Genomic DNA, 19,047 nt, shown 5'->3' with positions numbered 1-19,047 from the left:
CTGTCGTGGTTCGGAGTTCCCCTTTGCCCGCGCCTTTGGTGTGGGCGTTTTGCTGTGCTGTGCCGCAGGGACCAGGGCGATCACCTCTGCCTTCCGCATGGCGTGGGAGGCGTTCATCGACTGGAAGGTATGAGACATGGCTACGGGAACTGTGAAGTGGTTCAACGCGGAGAAGGGCTTCGGCTTCATCGCCCAGGACGGGGGCGGCCCGGATGTCTTCGCCCACTACTCGGCGATCAACTCCTCGGGCTTCCGTGAGCTTCAGGAGGGCCAGGCCGTGACGTTCGACGTCACTCAGGGTCAGAAGGGCCCGCAGGCCGAGAACATCAACCTGGCCTGACCTGGCAGCGCTGCCCGAGGGATCGCGCACACCGCGTCCGGTGACTGCCGTCGCCCGTGCGGGCCGTGCTGCTCACCCGGACACGGGGACCTGCTCTCGTGCCGGGCGTCGACAGGACCTGTGCCTCAACAGATCAGGGCCGCGCAGCAATGGCTCCGCGGCCCTGATCTGTTGAGGCACATCCGGGGCCGGCGCGACCTCGGCCGGGAACTTCCTGAACTCGGTCGTTTCAAGCCTTGTCCCGGGCTCGGTCGGCCGCCTCACCGTTCGATTTACCGATGGGCCCGGCCATGACGCTACGGTCCAGGTCGCTGGCGCGCAGTTCGCCGGCGATCAGGATGTTGCTCGGAAGTGGCAGGAGCACAGCTGGGTGAGTAGGGATACGAGGCCGGGACCGCGCGCCATAGGTCGGCTCGGGCGCCGCATGCCCTGTGCGGTTGTCGTGCACACCTGCGGTCTGCGTGCAGGACGCGCCAGGCGGTGAGCTCGAGATCTCGGAGCCACAGTTCTCCGATGACCTGTGTCTTGAGGTCGGGAAAATGGTCGGACTCGGTGAGGGCTTGACCGATCGCCTCCCCGGCTGCGACGTGTTGGGGCGCGGTCATCTCATCGACGGCTGAGAGGATTTGTCGGGCCAGGTCGGTTCCTTCTCCTGCCAGGGAACGCAGCACCGGAGCCTTGATGTTGACGGGTAGCAGGTACGCGGTGCCCGAAGACCTCCACAGGTCCGACCAGAAGCGTTCTCCTGCCTTGGTGGGGGCAGGTAGCGCGGCCAGCAGCGCGAGGAGATGGCTGAGGGCCGCATAGCCACTGGAGTGGGCAGCTACGACCACTGCGATGCCGGCGACGCGCTCCACATCGAGATGGCCGGCTTCGAGACGCGAAGCCAGGCCCAATGGTGTTCCAACTGGTGTGCGAGGGGGCGGATATGTGGGGGCGGACCTCAGGAAGCATCGGCGATCCTGGCGGGCAGGCGAGCGGAGATGCCCGTTCGGGAGCCCTGATCGTTCCCATGACCAGCCGATCTACTCGGCTTCGGCAGACTCAATTGGCGGCAGGATCAACGGGGCTGGGGTTCGCACGGGGGCGAAACGGCCATGCCAGGCGACGTGGGCCTGGATTTCGAGACCGACCTCCCAGAATGCTGTCCGGGTGAGGTCTCCTAGCATGACCGCATGATTACCGGTGACACCCAGGAGTCCGAGGGAGGACGAGAAGCTGTGTCTCGCGACGCTGCTGAAGCCGAATACATTCACGTCGCCCCAGTGCGTGGAGAACGTCGTGAAGACGGGCTGCCCTGCGGATCACAAGGTGACGATGCAGGGGGGAATGCTCACTCGGTTGCCGGCCTGGTGGAGCGGGCGGCCGACCTGGCCGAACCGATCAAGCCGAGGTTGCGTGGCTGGCTGCATGCCGGAATGGTCCCCGCCGCACTGATCGCAGGCATCGTGCTCATCTGCCTGGCTCGTACCCCGCAGGCGGCCCTGGCCTGCGCCGTGTACTCGGTCTCCGCCTGGCTGCTGTTCGCTACGAGCGCCATCTACCACCGCGGCACCTGGGGGTCGCTCGGCGAGGCTCTTCTGCGACGTCTCGACCACGCCAACATCTTCCTGATCATCGCCGGCACCTGCACCCCCCTGGCCGTGCTCCTCCTCCCGCCGGAACAGCGGTCCGTGCTGCTGTGGATCGTGTGGGCGGGCGCATTGGCCGGCATCGCGTTCCGGGTCCTGTGGGTCGGAGCTCCGCGCTGGCTGTACACCCCGTGCTACCTGGCCCTGGGGTGGGCACCGGTGCGCTACCTGCCCGACTTCCTGCACACCGGCGGAGCGGCCGTACTCGCCCTGATCGTGGCCGGCGGTCTCCTCTACAGCGCGGGCGCGGTCGTTTACGCCCTCCAGCGACCCGACCCCTCGCCCCGCTGGTTCGGCTTCCACGAGGTGTTCCACGCTCTGACCGTGGCAGCCTTCACCGCGCACTACGTCGCCATCTCCCTGGCCGCCTACTGACCGCGACCGCGTACCGGCTCGCGTCGCTCGTCACCCACTCCAGCGACTACCCGCCCGAGAAGATCGCCTTCCATATGCGGACCCCGGCCTGGTGCCGCACCCAGTCCGTCCAGGTCGGCGCCGCCTGCCGGGAGGTGATCGACGGGCTGCTGGAAGTGAACGCGCTCTACCGGCTCCGCGCCGCCCAGGGCGTGCTCGGACTGCGCAAGAAGTACGGCGACGCCCGGCTGGAGGCCGCCTGCGCCAAGGCGACCACGGTCGGTGACCCGTCCTACCGCACCATCAAGGGCATCCTCGTCGCCGGCACTGAGACCGAGCCCGCCCCTGAGACCAGCGGCGACGGCGGGGCCGCCGCCTTCCTGCACGGCCCGACGCGGCTCTTCTCGACCGCGACGACCCCCGGCATGACGAACGACGACCGTGATGACCACCGTCACGAAGAAGGAGCCGCGTGATGAGCATCATGGACACCGCCCTGCGCGACGCGCTGCGGACGCTGAAGCTGTCGGGCATGCTGGAGACCCTCGACGCCCGCCTGGCCCAGGCCCACGGCGGCGAGCTCGGACACCTCGAATTTCTCCAGACGCTCTGCCAGGACGAGATCACCCGCCGTGACACCGTCGCCTTCCAACGCCGCCTTCACCGGGCGAAGTTCGAGCAGCAGGTCACCCTGGAGGAGTTCGACTTCGCGGCCTCCCCGAAGCTGCCCGCGGCCCAGATCCGCGACCTCGCCGCTTTGCGCTGGCTGCACACCGGAGAGTCCGTAATCCTGTTCGGACCGGTCGGCGTCGGAAAGACACACGTCGCCCAGGCGCTCGGACACCTCGCCATCCGTCAGGGCGCCAACGTCCGCTTCGCGAAGACCAGCCGCATCCTGGCGGACCTGGCCGGCGGCCACGCGGACCGCACCTGGGACCGCCGGCTGCGTGAACTGGTACGTCCCGACGTGCTCATCCTCGACGACTTCGCGATGCGCCAGCTGACCGCATCCCAGGCCGACGACCTCTACGAGCTCGTCTCCGAACGGCAGGGCCGGTCGCTGATCCTGACGAGCAACAGGGCGCCGAGCGACTGGTATCCGCTCTTCCCCAACCCCGTCGTCGCCGAGTCCCTCCTGGACCGGCTCATCAACACCAGCCACCAAGTGATCATGAACGGGCCCAGCTACCGGCCCAACAAGCGGCCCCGAGCAGGCAGCACCGACAAGACAAACAAGCCCTCGACCAAGTAGACATGGACGAGGTCAGGACCTGGGGAATTACGTGACGCCGGGCCCGGGGAATTACGTGATCGTTCACACCCACGTTGCTACGCGCTGGGCCACGACGGGCCGGGCGACCGCCGAGGCATCGCGCCGCGCGCGAAAGCCGTCCGCCGCTTCGGCCTGCAAGTTGGCTGCTCTTCAGGGTGTGACGCCCCGTAGCCCGGTAAGGAGGGAGGAGCGAGAGAAAGACGAGACAGCGGTCTTCAGCTGACCTGCGACAGAGGGGGGTCCCGTGTTCGAGGCGGAAGACATCAGGGAATGGCGAGGCCACGACGTGGTCGACCACGAGCAGCACAAGATCGGCGTCCTGGAGGCGGTCTACGTCGACACGGCCACGGACCAGCCCGCGTTCGCGACAGTCATGGTCGGTCTGCCGACCCGGCACCGGCTGGTGTTCGTCCCCCTGGGCGACGCGACGGTCGGTCCCGGATATCTGAAGGTCGCCTACGACAAGAAGCAGGTCAAGGAAGCGCCCTCGATCGGCACGGACGGCGAACTGCTCGCGGAGGACGAGAAGACGGTCTTCGCGTACTACGAGCTCGCCTACCGGGCGGGTGCGGGCCGCGAACGTCGCCTCGCCCGCCGCTGATGCCCCCCACCATGAGGTGATACGGATGGCTCTCTTCCTCCTGCTGGTCGTTGTGGCCATCGTGCTCGGCATCATCGGAGTGGTGGCGAAGGGCATGTTCTACCTGTTGGTCATCGGTGTGATGGTTTTGCTCGCCGACTTCGTCCTCCTCGGCCTGCGCCTGGGCCGCCGCAGGCGCCTGCCCCGGTGACGCGGTCACCCCTGGGGCAGAGCACCCCGCTTCGCCCGCCCAGGGCCGGCCGAAGCGGGGTATCGGAGCAGATTTTGAGTCATCGCCCAGTAGTGGTCCGCTCCGTCCGCGACGGGGCGGAGGCGTCGGCGAGGTCGGCGCCGGTGTCGGCGTCCCGCTGGGAGTGACCGACGCCGCGCCAGTCCAGGCACATGACGGTCGCGTCGTCCTGCAGGTGACCGTGGTTGGCGTCAACGACCGCCGCGATGAGGGTGCGGGCGGCCTCACGGGGATGCAGCGCGCGGGTGCGGACGATCAAGTCCGACAAATCGAGGCTGTTGGCGTTGCGCTCCACCATGCCGTCGGTCAGCATCACCAGCCGGTCGCCAGGCCGCAGGTCCAGCGACTGGACCCGGTAGCTGTGAGGGGCATGGAAGCCGAACGGCATATCGACCTTCAGAGTGATCTCCCGCACCTGCCCGTCCCGCATCCGCAGCGGCCAGGGGTGCCCGGCGTTGATGAACTCGGTCTTGCCGTCGATCAGGCTGATACGCAGGAGCTGGCCAGTGACGTAGCCATGGCGGCCGTGCTCACCCACGGCCTGGTCGGCCTGGCGGCCCTGTTCAGCGAGGTCCGCACCGGCCCGTCGTGCCCGGCGCAGAGCGCCCACCAGGAGAGTGGCCAGCAGCGCGGCGTCGACATCGTGACCCATGGCATCGGTGACTGAGAGCTGGACCGAGTCCCGGTCGATCACGTAATCGAAGGTGTCACCCCCGACACGGTCGGCCGGCTCCAGCGCCCCGGCCACCGCGAACTGCGCCGCCTCACACGCCAGCGACGCCGGGAGCAGCCGGTGCTGGATCTCCGCAGCCAGGCTCAGCGGGACGGTACGGCGGCCCCACTGGTACAGGTCGGTGAAGGACCGGTTCGCGATGACAATGTATGCCAGGGCGTGCGCGGTCTCGCCGACCTCCCTCATCACCTGCGCGTCCGGCGCCACGGGCAAGAACAGTTCCAGGAGCCCGATGGCGTCCCCGCGGTTGGTCACCGGGGCGACGATCCGCACCAGCGCGCCCTCGCCCCTATCCTCCACACTCGGCCGCTGGGTGCGGATCACGTCGTCGTACAGGGTGCCCCGCAGCGTGATGCGCCGGGCGGGCTCATCGGTCTCGACGCTGCCCGCCGCCCCCAGCCGTACGACCGAGCCGCCGGTGAAGTCGGTGATCAGGAACGACACCGACGCGGCCCCGAGGTGCTCCTTGAGCATGCGCGCGACCACGTCAAGCGACTCCACGGGCGCCGCGGTCTCCGCCGCCGCCAACGTCCCCGCCAAGGTCATCGCCCTGCCCCGGCCACCCCCGTTCTCGGGAAGACGAGTGGTCGGCCCACCGTCCCCGTCAGGCCCGCATACAGTCACGGTCACTCCTCGCTGCTCGCGGCGTTCAGGGTTCCGTCCCGGGTGGGCGCTGGGCCGACACCAAGCTCGGTGCCGGGCAGATGTTATTGCACCACAGAGCCTCTGAACGGATGCGCTGGTCGGCCAACCGCCCATCGAACGGCCCGGCACCGGCGTGCGGAACGCCCGGGCCTAGCAGTCGCCCGGCCTACCAGAGTTCGTGTCACACCGGCACCGGCAGCGACCCATGGTGCTTGCTGGTATTGCGCTCCAGGATGCTCGTTGACGCCCGGACGTCGCAGGCGCGATGCGGGCCGGCTCATGCCGAGCGCCTGTGCCGCCAGTGGAGAAGTGGTCACAGCCCACGCAGCGGGCACGCTCCGTCGCCAGCGGCGACGAAATGAGGGTCCTGCGGCGGGGGTGTGAACCGTCGGTCCGCGACGAGGGCGGAATGCCGGTGGCCCAGGTGATCGGTGCCTCGCTCGCCGCGCTGAACGGGGACGACGTGGTGTGTGTACCCGGACTCGGCGACCTCGCTCCGCTCGAGGAGCTGAGGGCGGCGGAACTCGGCATCCGGGCGGCGGCCAACCGCAGCCAGCGCCCATCGAGGCGGAGTTGATGCCCGCGCAGACCCGAGGTCGGTTGTAGCAACTCCGGGGAGGTCGTGTTCAAGAACGGCACCGGGATCCGCAGTTGACTGACGAGCGTCCTGGAGCCCGAGCTGGTCCGTGCAATGACCGGGCACGGCACTGCGGTGGTGCAGGAGTCGGTGGCCGACGTCCTGCTGTACGACTTGGCAGACGTACCCGGCCGGGTAACACGGGTGGTGTGAAAGCTGAGCGGGACGCTCCTGAGGAAGCACTCTTGTCTGCATGGGCGCGAGGGAGTGCCGCGCCGACCGGAGATGACGCTCATTTGACGCTCCGAGCGTCCGCAAGGCCCCTCCGGGTAGACGAAAACCGCTGCTGACCTGGGACTATGCAAGGTCTCGCATCTTGCGACATGGTTTCGATGACCTCGCACGTGGAGTGCGTGGCGATTCTTGAGCCTGCGGCAAAGGGCCTCTGACCTGCTAGTTCTCTGATTCTCAGGTTTTCGGGCGGGTCACTCCGTCATGTTTGCGTGGGCCGACCATGTGGAGTGTGCTGCGGACCAGCGGCGCGGCCTCTGCCTACCCACGACCCGAGGAACCCGGAGCACCCGACCTGAGCGCCGGGCCATTCCCACCCGCTGACAGCCACGAACCTCCACAGTCAACCCAGCTCAGCCGACCCGACCGAAACGGGAAGGTCAAGGCACCTGCGCTCCAGAAACCGCAAATCGAGCGCCACCAAACACTTCTGCCGGGAACACAATGAAGTGTGTGGGCATCGCTGCGGTGAGCTGCTGGAGAGCACGGCCGTCGGAGGAGGCGCGGCGCTGCGATGCCCATTGTTTCCGCTCCGGGGCCAGGGGCAGGCGGATGAGTGAGTGCCTACGAAAGGACCGACATGAGTGCCGGAGAGAAGGCCAAGGCCAAGACCGAGCAGGTTGTCGGGAAGGCCGTCAAGAAGGTGGCCCACGCGGTGGGTAACGAGACCACCGCAGCAAAGGGAGCCGCACTGGAGGCCCGGGGCAAGGCCCGGGACATCAAGGAGAGGTCGAAGGACAGCTTCAGGCGCTGACCGCGCCACGTCGTGGGCGGAGCCGGTGCGAGGCCCGAGCAGGTTCGTGCGTCCGGCGGTGCGCAGCTGGGCTTGGCGCTGCCACGGCTCGCCCCAGCACACATCGCGTCGCACCGGCCCGCTCCGGCGCGCACGCGTGCGGCGGCGGCCTCTGCCGCTCGTGCCCCGGCGCTGATCTCCGCACGCACTCGCCGACTTCGCCATTCTCGGCCTGCGCTTGGGCCGCTGCGGCAGGCGCGTGTCCCGGTGATGCGGTGACCAGGGTGGGGCAGAGCACCCCGCTTCGCCGCCCGGCCAGGGCCGGCCGAAGCGGCTGCCGAAGCAGCTCTCGAGTCATCGCCCAGGAGTGGTCCGCCCCGTCCGTGGCGGGGCGGAGGCGTCGACGACCGTCGTGATGAGGGTGCGGGCGGCCCCGCAGGGATGCAACGAGGGGGTGCGGACGACCAGGTCCGACAGGTCGAGTGTCTGCCTGCGGCACGTCACCTGGACCGTTCCGCCCGACATCGAACAACGACGTCGCTCAGCTTCCGGAGATCATCAACGCCCAGCGCCGACACGTGCGCATCCCTCAGCGCTGCGGCTGGGAAGCGACCTACGACGTAGAACTGACCGCCCTCATGATCTGCGCGCACATCTGGGCCGACGGTCATCTGCGGGGCTGTCAACGGCCTCGTAGTGCGGTTCTGATCCACTTCTTGTGGGCCGGTGACGTGGCGTCACTGCAGGCTGGAATGATGGTCGTTCGTGTGATTTTGGCGTGTTCTCGACGGCCTTCTCCCATCTGACGTCCGTGGTGGTGGAAGAGGTAACGGTGGACGGCGACGGGGTCGCCCTCACCGCGCGGACGGTGACTCGGGAGGCGGCCTGTCCCGGGTGCGGCTCGGTGTCCGGCCGTGTCCACGGCGGCTACCGGCGGCGCCTGGCCGACCTCGCGGTTGCCGGACGGAAGGTCGTGATTGACCTGCTGGTGCGGAGGTTCCTGTGCCCGGCGTCAGCGTGCGGACGCCGTACCTTCGTCGAGCAGGTGGATGGGTTCACCGAGCGATTTGCTCGACGGACACCGCTCCTGCGCCGAACGCTGGAGAAGATCGCGCTGGCCCTCGCCGGGCGCCCGGCGGCCCGGCTGACCAAGCATCTTTCCGTCCCGCCGAGCGCGAACTCCCTGCTCAGACTGATGCGCAGGCTTCCGGACAAACAGGCCGGCGCTGCACCACGGGCGCTGGGTGTGGACGATTTCGCCCTGAAGAAGGGCCACGTCTACGGGACGATCATCTTGGACATGGAGACCGGCGAACGCGTGGATGTCCTGCCCGACCGGACCGTGGACACGCTCGCCGCGTGGCTCCGCGCACACCCCGGAGCGGAGATCGTCTGCCGGGACCGGGCCAGTGCTTACGCCGAGGCTGTACGCACCGCCTACCCCGACGCGGTCCAGGTCGCGGACCGTTTCCAGTGCGCCATGAGGCGCCTTGTTGTATGCCCGACCCAGTCGGGAGGAATTTGGAGGGAGATTCTTGGGCCTGATGGCTAACCCAATCCGGAAACGGTGATGGGGAAAATAGCATGCCAGGAAATCGACGGCCGGGCTCAGGCAGTAGAGACGGGGCGTCGAGGGGCCCGCGTGACATGGTGAAATACGCCCTGCGCGCCGGCGTCGAGGGCACCATCAACCAGGCCCTCGACATCACCGGCATTCGCCGGGCCCGCTACCGCGGCCTACCGAAAGTCCGCCTCCAACACGCCTTCTCCGCCACCGCACTCAACGTGATCAGGCTCGACGCGCGCTGGACCACAGACCCCCTCGAGCGTCCCCGCCACAGCAGGCTCCAACCGACTCTCCGCCTGAACGAATTGCGCAGCAGAGTCGTATCCCTCCTCAAAGCTCGTTGCACAACCACAGTCATGCGGCCACGGAGATCTAGGGTCGTACACCTCGCTGGCACTGCGCACGACGTCGACGCCGGCGCCATGGTCTTCATCCCTTCGCGCTCCGCTCACGGGATCACGAACACCGGCACCGTGGACCTGGAGTTCGTCTTCATCTACGCAGCCGATTCCATCGAAGACGAACGCACGACATACGCCTGAGCTCGCCCCAGCGCCCGTCAGGCGATTCCGTCCTCGCGGTCCGCCATGTCGTCGGGCTCCTGGCAGTACGCGTCGTCCTCCCGGCCGATCTCCTCCCACCGGCACGGCTCCGGGTAGAGGGCGGTCGCGCAGCGGCCCTCGTGGCGTGTCCGAAGCCGCACCCGTGCTGTCCTTCGAGGTGTCAGTCCGGCAGGGGAATGCGAATGACGGGGTCGTAGGGGCGCTTGTTGAACCCGCTGCGCACGTTCCGGCAGGACGGTGCCTTGCACATGAAGAGCCCTTCAACGTTCTTCTGACGTGTCTGGCTCTTGAGCCAGGCCTTCTCCAGGGCCGTGAGCGGGCGGTGCTGTTCATCGGAGTCGCAGGTGTAGCAGTACATCGTGCTGGGCGGCACGACACCTCCTCAAACAGGGCGGATGGGCCACCCGGCAGCATAAGAGGACAACATCAGCGACAACAGGGAGCATCCAGCCCCTTCGGTGATGCATCTCGGTCCCGTTGCCTGCTGCCGCCCGTTCCGCCTCCCGGCGAACCTGGCACCGTCCCACCTCCGCTCAACCGAACTCGCACCGGGGGCAGTACCCGTCTCGTCCGCAGCCCTACGACGGGGTGAGCGCTTCGAGGCTGGGGCGGATCGCGGCCGCGGCGGCGGCCGCGGCACCGGCTTCATCTCCGGCCTCGATCGCCGCCAGCAGTGCGTCGTGGGGTTCGGTGCCGCTCTCCTGGATCACGTCCTGGCTGCGCAGCGCGTGCAGGCTGTCATGGAGTCGGCCGACGAAGAAGCGGTAGCACTCCAGCAGCACGCTGTTTCCCGCCGCTTCCACCACGGCCAGGTGGAAGTCTGCGTCGGCACGGGCGAACTCCTCCGGCGCGGTGGCGCTGTTTCGGGCAGCGAGCAAGCCGCGCAGCCGCCGCAGGTCCGCATCGGTGCGGCGCGTGGCGGCGAGCTGGGCCGCCTGAACGTCGAAGCCGAGCTGGACCTCGAACACTTCGCGTACGTCGGCGGTCCCGAAGCGCCGCAGCATGGGGGCGGGGTCGGTGGTGGAGACCACATAGGTGCCAGCGCCCTGTCGGGTCTCCAATACGCCCAAGTGGACCAGGGCCCGTACCGCTTCCCGGATCACGGTACGGCTCACGCCCAGTTCCTCGGTGAGCCGCTGCTCGGTCGGCAGCCGGTCCCCGACCACCCAGGTGCCCTGTCTCAGCGCCTCATTGAGCTGACCAACGACCTCGTCGACCGAGGACCTGCGGCCGATCATGCGCATGGATGCTCCCTTCCTCACCGGTTTGTGAACTTCCTCCTCTACAGTATCCTGAGCACATCAGTCATCAGTCATCATACAAATTTGGAGCTACGGTGAAGCAACTCATCACACCCGATTCCTTGGCCTGGGCCGCACAGCTGCGCGAGGACACCGGGGCGGACGCGATGCCGTTCGCCCCGGCGGTCGTCACACGCGGCGACACCGTATGGCTCTCGGGCGCCACCGCCTACCCGCTCGTACATCAGCACCCCCACGACGAGGCCGAGCTCACAGTGCCCGAGGGGATCGCGGAGCAGACCCGGGCCTGCCTGGAGAACCTGCTCATCGCATTGAAGGCAGCCGGCGGCGACGTCCAGGACATCGTCAAGGTCACCATCTTCAACACCGACATGCACGCCCAGAACGAGGTCAACCAGGTCTACGCGGAGTTCTTCGGCGAGCACAGGCCGGCACGCAGCCATATCGGCGTCAACCGTCTGGTCGGCCCTGAGCTGAAGATCGAGATCGAGGCCGTAGCGGTCCTTGACTGACAATGTGTGCCCCTCGGCTGGTGGCGCGTCTCCCGATCGTGGCGCGCTATTCGTCCCGTCGACGCCAGTGCACGCAGCAGACAGCGGCCTCCCAATCCCAGCTGCAGACTCGGTAGTCCTGCCCTTCAGCAGGATCGATATCGCAGGAGCAAGTAGTGTCTCTCTTCATCCCCGACTTCGACGGAACCGTCGTTGTGCGCTCTGCTGACGCCGAATTGATCGGCAAGGGCGGCCCGGTAACCAACCAGTTGCTCGTCGACAGCTCCGCCACGGGCGGGGCACTCTCCAGCATGCGTGTCACCCTCGGCAAGGGTGCCAACGGCGCCCGTCCTCACCACCACGGCAAGTCCGCCGAGATGTTCTACGTCCTCGACGGCACCGCCCAGCTCCTGTCCGGCGATGAGGTGGTCACCGCGGAGCGCGGAGACGTGGTCGTCGTACCGCCCGGTACACAGCATGCCTTCGCCGCCGCACCCGGAGAGATCGCAGACATGCTGGTCATCATCACCCCCGGAGTGGAACGCTTCGAGTACTTCCGCCACCTAGAGCGCATCCACTACGGCAAGGTGCCACCGGAGAGCCTCCTCGAAGTCCAGGAACTCTACGACTCCTATTTCGGGACGAGCGCTGCCTGGAACGCCGCACGCGAATAACCGGCTTCGCTCAGTACCGGCGTTTGTCGATGAGCTTCACCAGATGCGGACGCGGCTGGAGCTGGTGCCCGAGGGCGCGTGGGAGCCGCACAGGCCGAACGCGCCGCCAGCTGACCCGGTCGCCTCTCTGGTGCGGGATCAGTCCTTGCGTCCCGTCGCGGCGACGGTGACACCGAGGCCGATCATCGTGAGCCCACCGACTCCTCCGACCAGGGAGAGCCGCTGAGGTGAGCGGGCAAACCAGTCCCGTCCGGTTGCCGCGATCAGTCCCCACAGACTGTCGGAGGCAACTGCGATGATGTTGAAGACCAGCCCGAGCACCAACATCTGAACCACGACGTGTCCTTGAGCGCGGTCGACGAACTGCGGCAGCATGGCGGCGAAGAACACAATGGTCTTGGGGTTGGCCACACCGACGGCGAACCCCTCCCACAACGTGCGCAGGCCACCCTGCGCGGTCTTGTCAGCAGTGAACGCGACCTGCAGCGAGCCACGTTGCCGCCACGCCTTGACACCCAGATACACCAAATAGGCAGCACCGGCCATTTTCAGCACCGTGAAGACAAGCACAGAGCGCTCCACGATCGACCCGAACCCGAGAGCCACGGCCACGATGAGCACATAGGCGCCCAACGTGTTCCCCACGACAGTGGTCAGCGCGGCGCGCCGCCCCTGCGCCAACGCCCGCCCAATCACGAACAGCACACTGGGCCCGGGAATCACGATCAGCAGGAATGACATAGCCGCGAAGGCGAGCAAGCGCTCAGCAGACACCATGACGCCATGTAAGCACGGGCCTGGTTCGACCTTCAGCCCCTTTTATTGTGCAGGGCCCCAGAGCGCCAAACCGTGGCCCCGCTCTCCGCACCCCGGGTTTACCCAACAGCGTCCCAGGGGTGGCGCGGGCCCCGGTGTGAGGGGCAGCAGCCCAGGTTGTCCTGTCACAGACCGCAGACTGCACCTTCCCTGTCTACGGCCTGGCGGCACCCCCGCGACCCGCGGCGGGGTTGACCACGACCGACCCGGCCTGCCCGCAGGCACCCTCGGCCAGGGAAGCGCTCCGCACACGACCAGAACGCGGCAGCCAGGTCGCCCGCCGCTACGCCGCAGGCCGGCAGCCCAGCCGACCGGCGTCCTCAGTGGCAGTGCCACGGTCCAGGACGGCATGGGTGCAGGCCTGAGGGTGTGAAGCCCACGACGTTGACGCTCATTGTGTCCATCAGGTCGCCCTGGTCTCTGGATCGTCACGCACGGTCCTGCCTGGCGGTGCTTGTGCCCGGCCTGCGATGTGTCAACCGCACGAGCCCCCGGCTATGGCGCGTGTCCTGAGCGATCATTCACATGGCCAGACGGGGCGGCTGTGGTGTTCGCGGCGTCGGGGCTGGCGTAACGGCGCTGGTCGGAGCGGGCGAGCCTGGCTGGAGCGGGGCCGCCGCGTGCCCCTTCAGCGGTCGAGGTCGACTATCTCTCCGCCTGTCGCACGGAAATCTATGGTGGCCGGAGTAGACATTGGGTGGTGGTGTGGTTATGGTTTCTCTCGTAGCCAAGATCGAGCAGGGCCCGGCAGAGATGAACTGCCGGGCAGTAGTAACCGCAGTTCGCAGGACGGTGCGGTGGTGGAGTTTCGAAGCCAGGGTTTTTGCAGGACGGCGACGGGACTGACTGCCGGACCGGGTGGCCCGCAGTGATCAGGGGCCGCAGTGGCAGTACCCGTAAGTGCAGTGCGCAGTACCCAGCAGTGAAGTCAGTGAGCAGCACCTCGGTGAAGGCGTCGGCTGCGGGCGCGCGTGCCGGGAGGTTCGGCAGTGGGGTTCCAAGCCAGAGCAGACGCAGGACGGGCGACGGGGCTGGCTGCCGAAGAGCGGCGCTGTCACAGGCCACAGAGCAGTACAGCGTCAGGTAAGTGATTGATCCCAGAGGGAAGAACGGAGGAGCCCCGCGCCATCAGGATCGCCCGGGCGGAAGTCTTGGGCCCGGGTACCGCAGGACATCGATAGTGAGGTGGTCTCCGGTCAAGCAACCGCGATCCGCGCACTCCCGGCAGCATCTCGGTCGGGTCTGCGGAAACAGAAGGCCGGCGCAGTATCAGGGCCGGCAGATGGTGTAGTAGTTCCTTCGGGGCCCGGGTGCCATACGGCACCCGGGCCCCTCCACGCGATCCACAGAGAGGTGCAAGTGACAGCAGACGACTCGTTCGGCCGTCTCGATGACGACGACTACCCCGCCTACACCATGGGCCGGGCCGCCGAGATGCTCGGCACCACCCAGGGCTTCCTTCGCGCCATCGGCGAAGCCCGCCTGATCACCCCGCTGCGCTCGGAGGGCGGCCATCGCCGCTACTCCCGCTACCAACTGCGCATCGCGGCCCGAGCGCGTGAACTCGTCGACCACGGGACCCCCATTGAGGCCGCCTGCCGCATCGTCATCCTCGAAGACCAGCTCGAAGAAGCCCAGCGCATCAACGCCGAACACCGCCGCACCGCCGGGCCGGTGAACCCCACAACCGCGGCCGGAGACGGCTGAGACCTGCAACTCCCCCAGGCACTTCGGCTGCCGCCCACGCATGCTGCCCGGGACACATAGCGTCCCGGGCAACTTCGCCTTCCGACGCCGATCGGCAGGCGCCGCGCATGCGCGGCCCTACCGTGCATGGCGGTACTGGGGTTTCGGCCGGCCCACGGTCAGCCTGCCCCGTGCCCCGTGCCCCGTGCCCCGTGCACCGCGGTCATCCGCCGGGCCTCCGGCGGCGGTCCGTGAGTGTCCGTCCTGCCCGTAGCGCCACTACTGAAGCGGCTGGATAGCCGGTGAATATAATCTGCGTCATGTCGAAGCCTGACGAGCTGCTCGTTGACGTCGCCGCCTTGGTGGAATCCGGGCAGAGCAACCAGATGTCCCTGACCGTGGTCACTGGTGGTGCTGTCATCACCGGCCGGCTGGCTCCCGAAGCAGTGTGGAGGCTGAGGGTGTCGGATGTGCTCACGGATTCGGACCGCTTGGGCGAGTTCTCCGCCGTCTTCAAGGCCCCCGCGAAGAAGGACGGGGCGCCTACGCATCTGCACTTCCATGTCGCCCGGATCCTGCAGGGCACGGTGGGGATCCCGGAGACGGGCGGGATGTACCGTGTGGCGATCGAGGACGTCAGCGCCTGGACCGTGGGCGACTTCAGCTATTCCGACCTCTGAGCAGTCCCCTGCGGCGGGAACTGGTCGCACGCAGGGTGGGCCCGACCAGCACGCCGGTCGGGCCCACCCTGGTGTTCAGGTGTCGGCGCTTTCCCGTCGGTTCAGGCGGATGCGGGGGTGCCGAGCATCGCAGAAGCTCGCTGGAGCGAACTGAGGATGCCTACGGGTGCGGCCTCGGGGAGGGTGCGGCAGGTGAAGCCGAGCTTGGTCATGGCCCGGAGGACTTCGGCGGCGCTGAAATCGCGTCGGCCCTGGTGTGTGATGACCTGGCCGACCTGCTTGACGGGGTAGTGGCGGCGGCCGATGGTCACGGATTCGCCGGTGCCCGGTTCGGGCTTGATGCCCCTCATCGATTCCAGCACGCCGCTTCTGGTGAGATCGAACGGGACGCGGGCGATGACACAGCGCATGTGGCCTCACAAGGAGAAGGGGAGAACGGTCCGACCAGAGGTGCGGCAGGTCAGCGGGAGAGGGCGAGGACGCCCAGGGCGCTGCCTTGCTCGTCGACCACCGGCAGAGCACCGAGCCGGAGGTGGCGCATCGCGTGCTCGGCTTCGGCCGCACCGGTCACGGGTGAGGTGAACGATCCGTGGTCGCCGAGAACGTCGCGCAGGCGGACGCGGTCTGTGTAGGCGGAGCCGTCCCGGACTGCGGCGAGTTCGGCCTGGGTGACCAGGCCGGTGCACTGGCCGTCCTGGTCGCAGACGACCAGCCGGCCCGTGCGGGCGGCGGCCATTACTGCCAGCGCCACCTCGACGCTCATGTCGTCACAGACCTGCGGCCCGGCCGCGTCCATGACCTCGGCCACCGGCCGGTGCACGGAGTCGGCGCCCGCCGGGCGGGGCTGCATCTGAACCAGCGTCAAAAGGTGCCTCCTGCAGAAGTGGGTCAGCTTCCTGATTACGAACGTTCTAAGCTGCCGCGTCGAAGCGAGACTCGCGTACCGGTGCGCGCCGGGTTGCCGAAGCGGGGCGGCGTCGGCCGCGGGAGGAGGCGCTGCCCTTGGGGCGTTCTGTCACCGGTGCGGTGATGACGACCGGGATGCCGGAAGGAGCCTGGGCTCCGGTGATCCGGCTCAGTGCCTCGTCGCCCGAGTGGACTTGTGTGGTCTGCGGCCGGATGCCGGCGTCCGACATGAGGCGCACCATGTCGCGGCGCTGGTTCGGTGTGACGAGGGTGACGACGCTGCCGGACTCGCCGGCGCGGGCGGTCCGGCCGCCGCGGTGGAGGTAGTCCTTGTGGTCGGTCGGCGGGTCGACGTTGACGACGAGGTCGAGGTTGTCGACGTGGATGCCGCGCGCCGCGACATTGGTCGCTACCAGCACGCTGACGTGCCCAGTCTTGAACTGCGCAAGGGTGCGGGTGCGCTGCGGCTGTGACTTGCCGCCGTGCAGCGCGGCCGCCCGGACACCGCTGTTGAGCAGGTCCTGGGTGAGCCGGTCGACGGCGTGCTTGGTGTCCAGGAACATGATCACGCGACCGTCGCGGGCAGCGATCTCGGTCGTGGCGGCGTGCTTGTCGGCGCCGTGGACGTGCAGGACGTAGTGCTTCATCGTCGTGACCGCACCGGCCGACGGGTCGACCGAGTGCACGACGGGGTCGGTCAGATAGCGGCGCACCAGCAGGTCGACGTTTCGGTCCAGGGTGGCGGAGAACAGCATCCGCTGCCCCTCCGGACGCACCTGGTCGAGCAGCGCGGTGACCTGCGGCATGAAACCCATGTCAGCCATCTGGTCGGCCTCGTCGAGCACCGTGATACCCACCTGGTTCAGCCGGCAATCGCCACGGTCGATGAGGTCCTTGAGCCGGCCGGGGGTCGCGACGACGACCTCGGCCCCGCCTCGCAGCGCGCCGGCCTGCTTGCCGATCGACATCCCGCCCACGACCGTGGCCAGTCGCAGCTTGACGGAACGGGCGTAGGGCGTGAGTGCGTCCGTCACCTGCTGTGCCAGCTCACGCGTAGGTACGAGGATCAGCCCCAGCGGCTGGCGGGGCTCGGCACGCTGTCCGGCGGTGCGGGCGAGCAGGGCGAGGCCGAAGGCAAGGGTCTTTCCGGAACCGGTGCGTCCACGGCCCAGTACGTCACGGCCCGCCAGGGAGTTCGGCAGCGTCGCGCCCTGGATCGGGAACGGCGCGGTCACACCCTGCCTGCCGAGTTCGGCCAGCAGCTGCTCGGGCATGTCGAGATCGGCGAAGCCCTCGACGGCGGGCAGCGCGGGGGTGATCGTCCTGGGGAGCGCGAACTCACCCTGCACTGCGGCGGGCCGGCGGCCGTGACCACCGGAGCGGACCGGTCCGCCGGAACGGCGCGGTGCCTGCGAGCCGAAGCGGCTGCCGCCTCTTCCGGTGTCGGCAGTGCCGTTAGGGGTGCGGGCGGAACGGCCGTTCGTGCGTGTGCGGTTCATGCGGAACCTTCCTCGATGTGGCACATATCAAGGAATTCCCGCAGCGATGAGCGGCATCGAGAACTACAAGTATGGACCGATGGCGAAAGAAAGCACATCCGGCCGACGGAAATTCACGTGGGCGCAGGGTGCTCAAACAGGTGACGCGACGGGGGACATAAAATCTGGGGGCCGACTGCGGCATAGCTATTCGGGATGCACCGGCAGCCTTGAAGGCGAACCCGGGCGTGGTGAAACTGCGGATTCCTCCGCGTCGCCCCGTCGGTGAAACCGCTCCGGGAAATGCGTGTAGCTGGGGCCCGCACCCCGAAGGATGCGGGCCCCAGCTACAAAGTGTGCGTCAGCGTCAGGCCGGAACGATGTTCTCGGCCGTCGGGCCCTTCTGGCCCTGCGCGATGTCGAAGGTCACCTTCTGGCCTTCGAGCAGCTCACGGAAGCCCTGAGCGGCGATGTTCGAGTAGTGGGCGAACACGTCGGGGCCGCCACCGTCCTGCTCGATGAAGCCGAATCCCTTTTCCGCGTTGAACCACTTCACGGTACCAGCAGCCATGTCATATCTCCTTTGGGGCAGTACATCGGAATCCACACTGCGCGGACGCCGTGTCGCCGCGATGATTACCCCGCCCGGAAAATGACCGGAAATACAAAAGCGCTCCCACCGGCAGGAGCCGGGTGGGGGCACTTGAAGTTTTTGGGAACCACAACTGCAACTGAGGTCAACAGTAGCACGCAGGAACAGCCTGCGCCCGCCGCATAATTCCACCTTGCTCATCGCGGCAAAAACTCTCACTACACGGTCCGTAAAACTCTCATTTCACGGGCGCAGATATTAATTCACCCGGAGTGCAAAGTTCAGAAGACTCGCCCGCTGCAACCGGGGCTGCCAGGGGCGGGAAGACGTACGCGACTGTCCGCAAGATCGCCCTTCAGGAGGCGACCAGCGGCTCCTGAAGGCGCTCAGGGGCAGGATCCCGCAGTACGACTGGTCCCCCTCTGACCGTCTGGGGGCCTGCGTCAGCGGGAGCACGCCGCTGCCGCCATAAGTGGTCCATTCATGCCGGGTTCGCTGCGGATCAACCGCAACGACCATGACTGGGCGATGTGCTCAGCGCCATCGACGACCCCGGCCTCATGGCCACCGGCCCCAGCGACAAGACAACACATCAGTCGCCGGGTTGTCCTGAAGCCCGGACGCACCCTGAGCGTGTGCCGGCTGGAGGTGCTCGGTGTCCAGCTGGGCGACAAGCGCAAGCTCGTCGCCAACGGCAGCAGACACTCATCCGGTCAACAAGTCCGACCAGTGAGCACGCACCCCTGCTGCCGCCCTGCGTGACGCGGTGGCAGCGGCCGTCCCCAGGGCCCGCGTCCGCGCCGGGGAGACCGGCCTGGTCGTGAACACCCACTGGCATTCCGACCACGTCGGCGACAACTCCGCCCCCCAGGCCAGGGGAGCCGCCATCGCGGCCAGAACCCCGGAGGCCGAGGCCGTACGGCGC

23 protein-coding genes and 1 pseudogene are annotated in these 19,047 nt (G+C 67.7%); 14 read left to right on the top strand and 10 right to left on the bottom strand.

Translation table 11 applies throughout. The features are described 5' to 3' along the window. Positions 1-136 precede the first annotated feature (136 nt). Positions 137-340, top strand: coding sequence for a cold-shock protein (locus OG936_RS33595; protein ID WP_065965692.1), 204 nt, complete (start codon positions 137-139; stop codon positions 338-340). Positions 341-569: 229 nt separating this feature from the next. Here OG936_RS33595 and OG936_RS33590 read toward each other — a convergent pair whose 3' ends face one another. Next, positions 570-704, bottom strand: a complete 135-nt coding sequence (locus tag OG936_RS33590; protein ID WP_406499659.1) for a hypothetical protein — start codon at positions 702-704, stop codon at positions 570-572. An 811-nt stretch (positions 705-1,515) separates the two neighbouring features. On the opposite strand from OG936_RS33590, the gene OG936_RS33585 reads away from it, so the two are divergent. The 5 genes and pseudogenes from OG936_RS33585 (at position 1,516) to OG936_RS33565 (ending at position 4,389) form a co-directional block, all read left to right on the top strand. Continuing rightward, positions 1,516-2,346 carry a hemolysin III family protein gene (locus tag OG936_RS33585; protein ID WP_406499658.1) on the top strand — a complete coding sequence of 277 codons (831 nt, stop codon included), beginning with the start codon at positions 1,516-1,518 and terminating at the stop codon, positions 2,344-2,346. Positions 2,347-2,378: 32 nt separating this feature from the next. After that, positions 2,379-2,801: pseudogene (locus OG936_RS33580) on the top strand (IS21 family transposase); the annotation flags it as partial. After that, complete coding sequence (gene istB / locus OG936_RS33575; protein WP_406499657.1) at positions 2,801-3,577, top strand: IS21-like element helper ATPase IstB; 777 nt, start codon at positions 2,801-2,803, stop codon at positions 3,575-3,577. The pseudogene OG936_RS33580 and the gene istB, both read left to right, overlap by 1 nt. Before the next feature lie 265 nt (positions 3,578-3,842). Then, entirely contained in the window at positions 3,843-4,199 is a 357-nt protein-coding gene (locus tag OG936_RS33570) for a PRC-barrel domain-containing protein (protein WP_406499656.1), read from the top strand. Between the two features lie 25 nt (positions 4,200-4,224). After that, a complete protein-coding gene (locus OG936_RS33565) occupies positions 4,225-4,389 on the top strand; it encodes a hypothetical protein (protein WP_406499655.1) in 165 nt (54 codons plus the stop codon). A gap of 79 nt (positions 4,390-4,468) precedes the next feature. On the opposite strand, the gene OG936_RS33560 is transcribed toward OG936_RS33565, so the two are convergent. Continuing rightward, positions 4,469-5,707, bottom strand: coding sequence for a PP2C family protein-serine/threonine phosphatase (locus OG936_RS33560; RefSeq protein WP_406499654.1), 1,239 nt, complete (start codon positions 5,705-5,707; stop codon positions 4,469-4,471). 514 nt (positions 5,708-6,221) lie between these two features. On the opposite strand from OG936_RS33560, the gene OG936_RS33555 reads away from it, so the two are divergent. The 4 genes from OG936_RS33555 to OG936_RS33540 all read left to right on the top strand — a co-directional run bounded on the left by OG936_RS33555 (position 6,222) and on the right by OG936_RS33540 (position 9,516). Next, positions 6,222-6,383, top strand: a complete 162-nt coding sequence (locus OG936_RS33555; protein ID WP_406499653.1) for a hypothetical protein — start codon at positions 6,222-6,224, stop codon at positions 6,381-6,383. Positions 6,384-7,254: 871 nt separating this feature from the next. Continuing rightward, positions 7,255-7,428, top strand: a complete 174-nt coding sequence (locus OG936_RS33550) for a hypothetical protein (RefSeq protein WP_405683374.1) — start codon at positions 7,255-7,257, stop codon at positions 7,426-7,428. A gap of 757 nt (positions 7,429-8,185) precedes the next feature. After that, the gene (locus OG936_RS33545) at positions 8,186-8,959 is read left to right on the top strand and encodes an ISL3 family transposase (RefSeq protein ID WP_406499652.1); all 774 of its coding nucleotides are present in this window, start codon (positions 8,186-8,188) and stop codon (positions 8,957-8,959) included. 95 nt (positions 8,960-9,054) lie between these two features. Next, the gene (locus tag OG936_RS33540; RefSeq protein ID WP_406499651.1) at positions 9,055-9,516 is read left to right on the top strand and encodes a transposase; all 462 of its coding nucleotides are present in this window, start codon (positions 9,055-9,057) and stop codon (positions 9,514-9,516) included. Between the two features lie 17 nt (positions 9,517-9,533). Here the strand turns inward: OG936_RS33540 and OG936_RS33535 are convergent, their stop codons facing one another. The 3 genes from OG936_RS33535 to OG936_RS33525 form a co-directional block, all read right to left on the bottom strand. Continuing rightward, positions 9,534-9,677: a hypothetical protein gene (locus OG936_RS33535; RefSeq protein WP_406499650.1), complete on the bottom strand. Its 144-nt coding sequence runs from the start codon at positions 9,675-9,677 to the stop codon at positions 9,534-9,536. Positions 9,678-9,697: 20 nt separating this feature from the next. Next, positions 9,698-9,910 (bottom strand): hypothetical protein, encoded by a 213-nt coding sequence (locus OG936_RS33530; protein WP_406499649.1) that lies wholly within the window; start codon positions 9,908-9,910, stop codon positions 9,698-9,700. 205 nt (positions 9,911-10,115) lie between these two features. Next, a complete protein-coding gene (locus OG936_RS33525; RefSeq protein ID WP_406499648.1) occupies positions 10,116-10,781 on the bottom strand; it encodes a FadR/GntR family transcriptional regulator in 666 nt (221 codons plus the stop codon). A gap of 92 nt (positions 10,782-10,873) precedes the next feature. On the opposite strand from OG936_RS33525, the gene OG936_RS33520 reads away from it, so the two are divergent. Further along, positions 10,874-11,311, top strand: a complete 438-nt coding sequence (locus OG936_RS33520; protein WP_406499647.1) for a RidA family protein — start codon at positions 10,874-10,876, stop codon at positions 11,309-11,311. Between the two features lie 155 nt (positions 11,312-11,466). Then, on the top strand, positions 11,467-11,964 hold the full coding sequence (locus OG936_RS33515) for a cupin domain-containing protein (RefSeq protein WP_406499646.1): 498 nt from the start codon (positions 11,467-11,469) through the stop codon (positions 11,962-11,964). A 138-nt stretch (positions 11,965-12,102) separates the two neighbouring features. On the opposite strand, the gene OG936_RS33510 is transcribed toward OG936_RS33515, so the two are convergent. After that, positions 12,103-12,741: a LysE family translocator gene (locus tag OG936_RS33510; protein WP_406499645.1), complete on the bottom strand. Its 639-nt coding sequence runs from the start codon at positions 12,739-12,741 to the stop codon at positions 12,103-12,105. 1,398 nt (positions 12,742-14,139) lie between these two features. Here OG936_RS33510 and OG936_RS33505 point away from each other — a divergent pair. Then, entirely contained in the window at positions 14,140-14,487 is a 348-nt protein-coding gene (locus OG936_RS33505; RefSeq protein ID WP_327272447.1) for a MerR family transcriptional regulator, read from the top strand. A 299-nt stretch (positions 14,488-14,786) separates the two neighbouring features. Continuing rightward, entirely contained in the window at positions 14,787-15,146 is a 360-nt protein-coding gene (locus OG936_RS33500) for a hypothetical protein (protein WP_406499644.1), read from the top strand. Positions 15,147-15,247: 101 nt separating this feature from the next. Here the strand turns inward: OG936_RS33500 and OG936_RS33495 are convergent, their stop codons facing one another. The 4 genes from OG936_RS33495 to OG936_RS33480 form a co-directional block, all read right to left on the bottom strand. Beyond that, positions 15,248-15,556, bottom strand: coding sequence for an SCO5918 family protein (locus OG936_RS33495; protein ID WP_406499643.1), 309 nt, complete (start codon positions 15,554-15,556; stop codon positions 15,248-15,250). A gap of 50 nt (positions 15,557-15,606) precedes the next feature. Then, positions 15,607-16,011 (bottom strand): CBS domain-containing protein, encoded by a 405-nt coding sequence (locus OG936_RS33490; RefSeq protein ID WP_406499642.1) that lies wholly within the window; start codon positions 16,009-16,011, stop codon positions 15,607-15,609. Positions 16,012-16,057: 46 nt separating this feature from the next. Further along, positions 16,058-17,551, bottom strand: a complete 1,494-nt coding sequence (locus tag OG936_RS33485) for a DEAD/DEAH box helicase (RefSeq protein ID WP_406499641.1) — start codon at positions 17,549-17,551, stop codon at positions 16,058-16,060. A gap of 346 nt (positions 17,552-17,897) precedes the next feature. Continuing rightward, entirely contained in the window at positions 17,898-18,101 is a 204-nt protein-coding gene (locus OG936_RS33480; RefSeq protein ID WP_045556499.1) for a cold-shock protein, read from the bottom strand. Between the last annotated feature and the right edge of the window lie 946 nt (positions 18,102-19,047).

Source organism: Streptomyces sp. NBC_00846 (genome assembly GCF_045207325.1).
Taxonomy (GTDB): Bacteria; Actinomycetota; Actinomycetes; order Streptomycetales; family Streptomycetaceae; genus Streptomyces.
The sequence above is the reverse complement of the archived record's forward strand: the minus strand, read 5'-3'. Positions and strand labels throughout refer to the sequence as shown.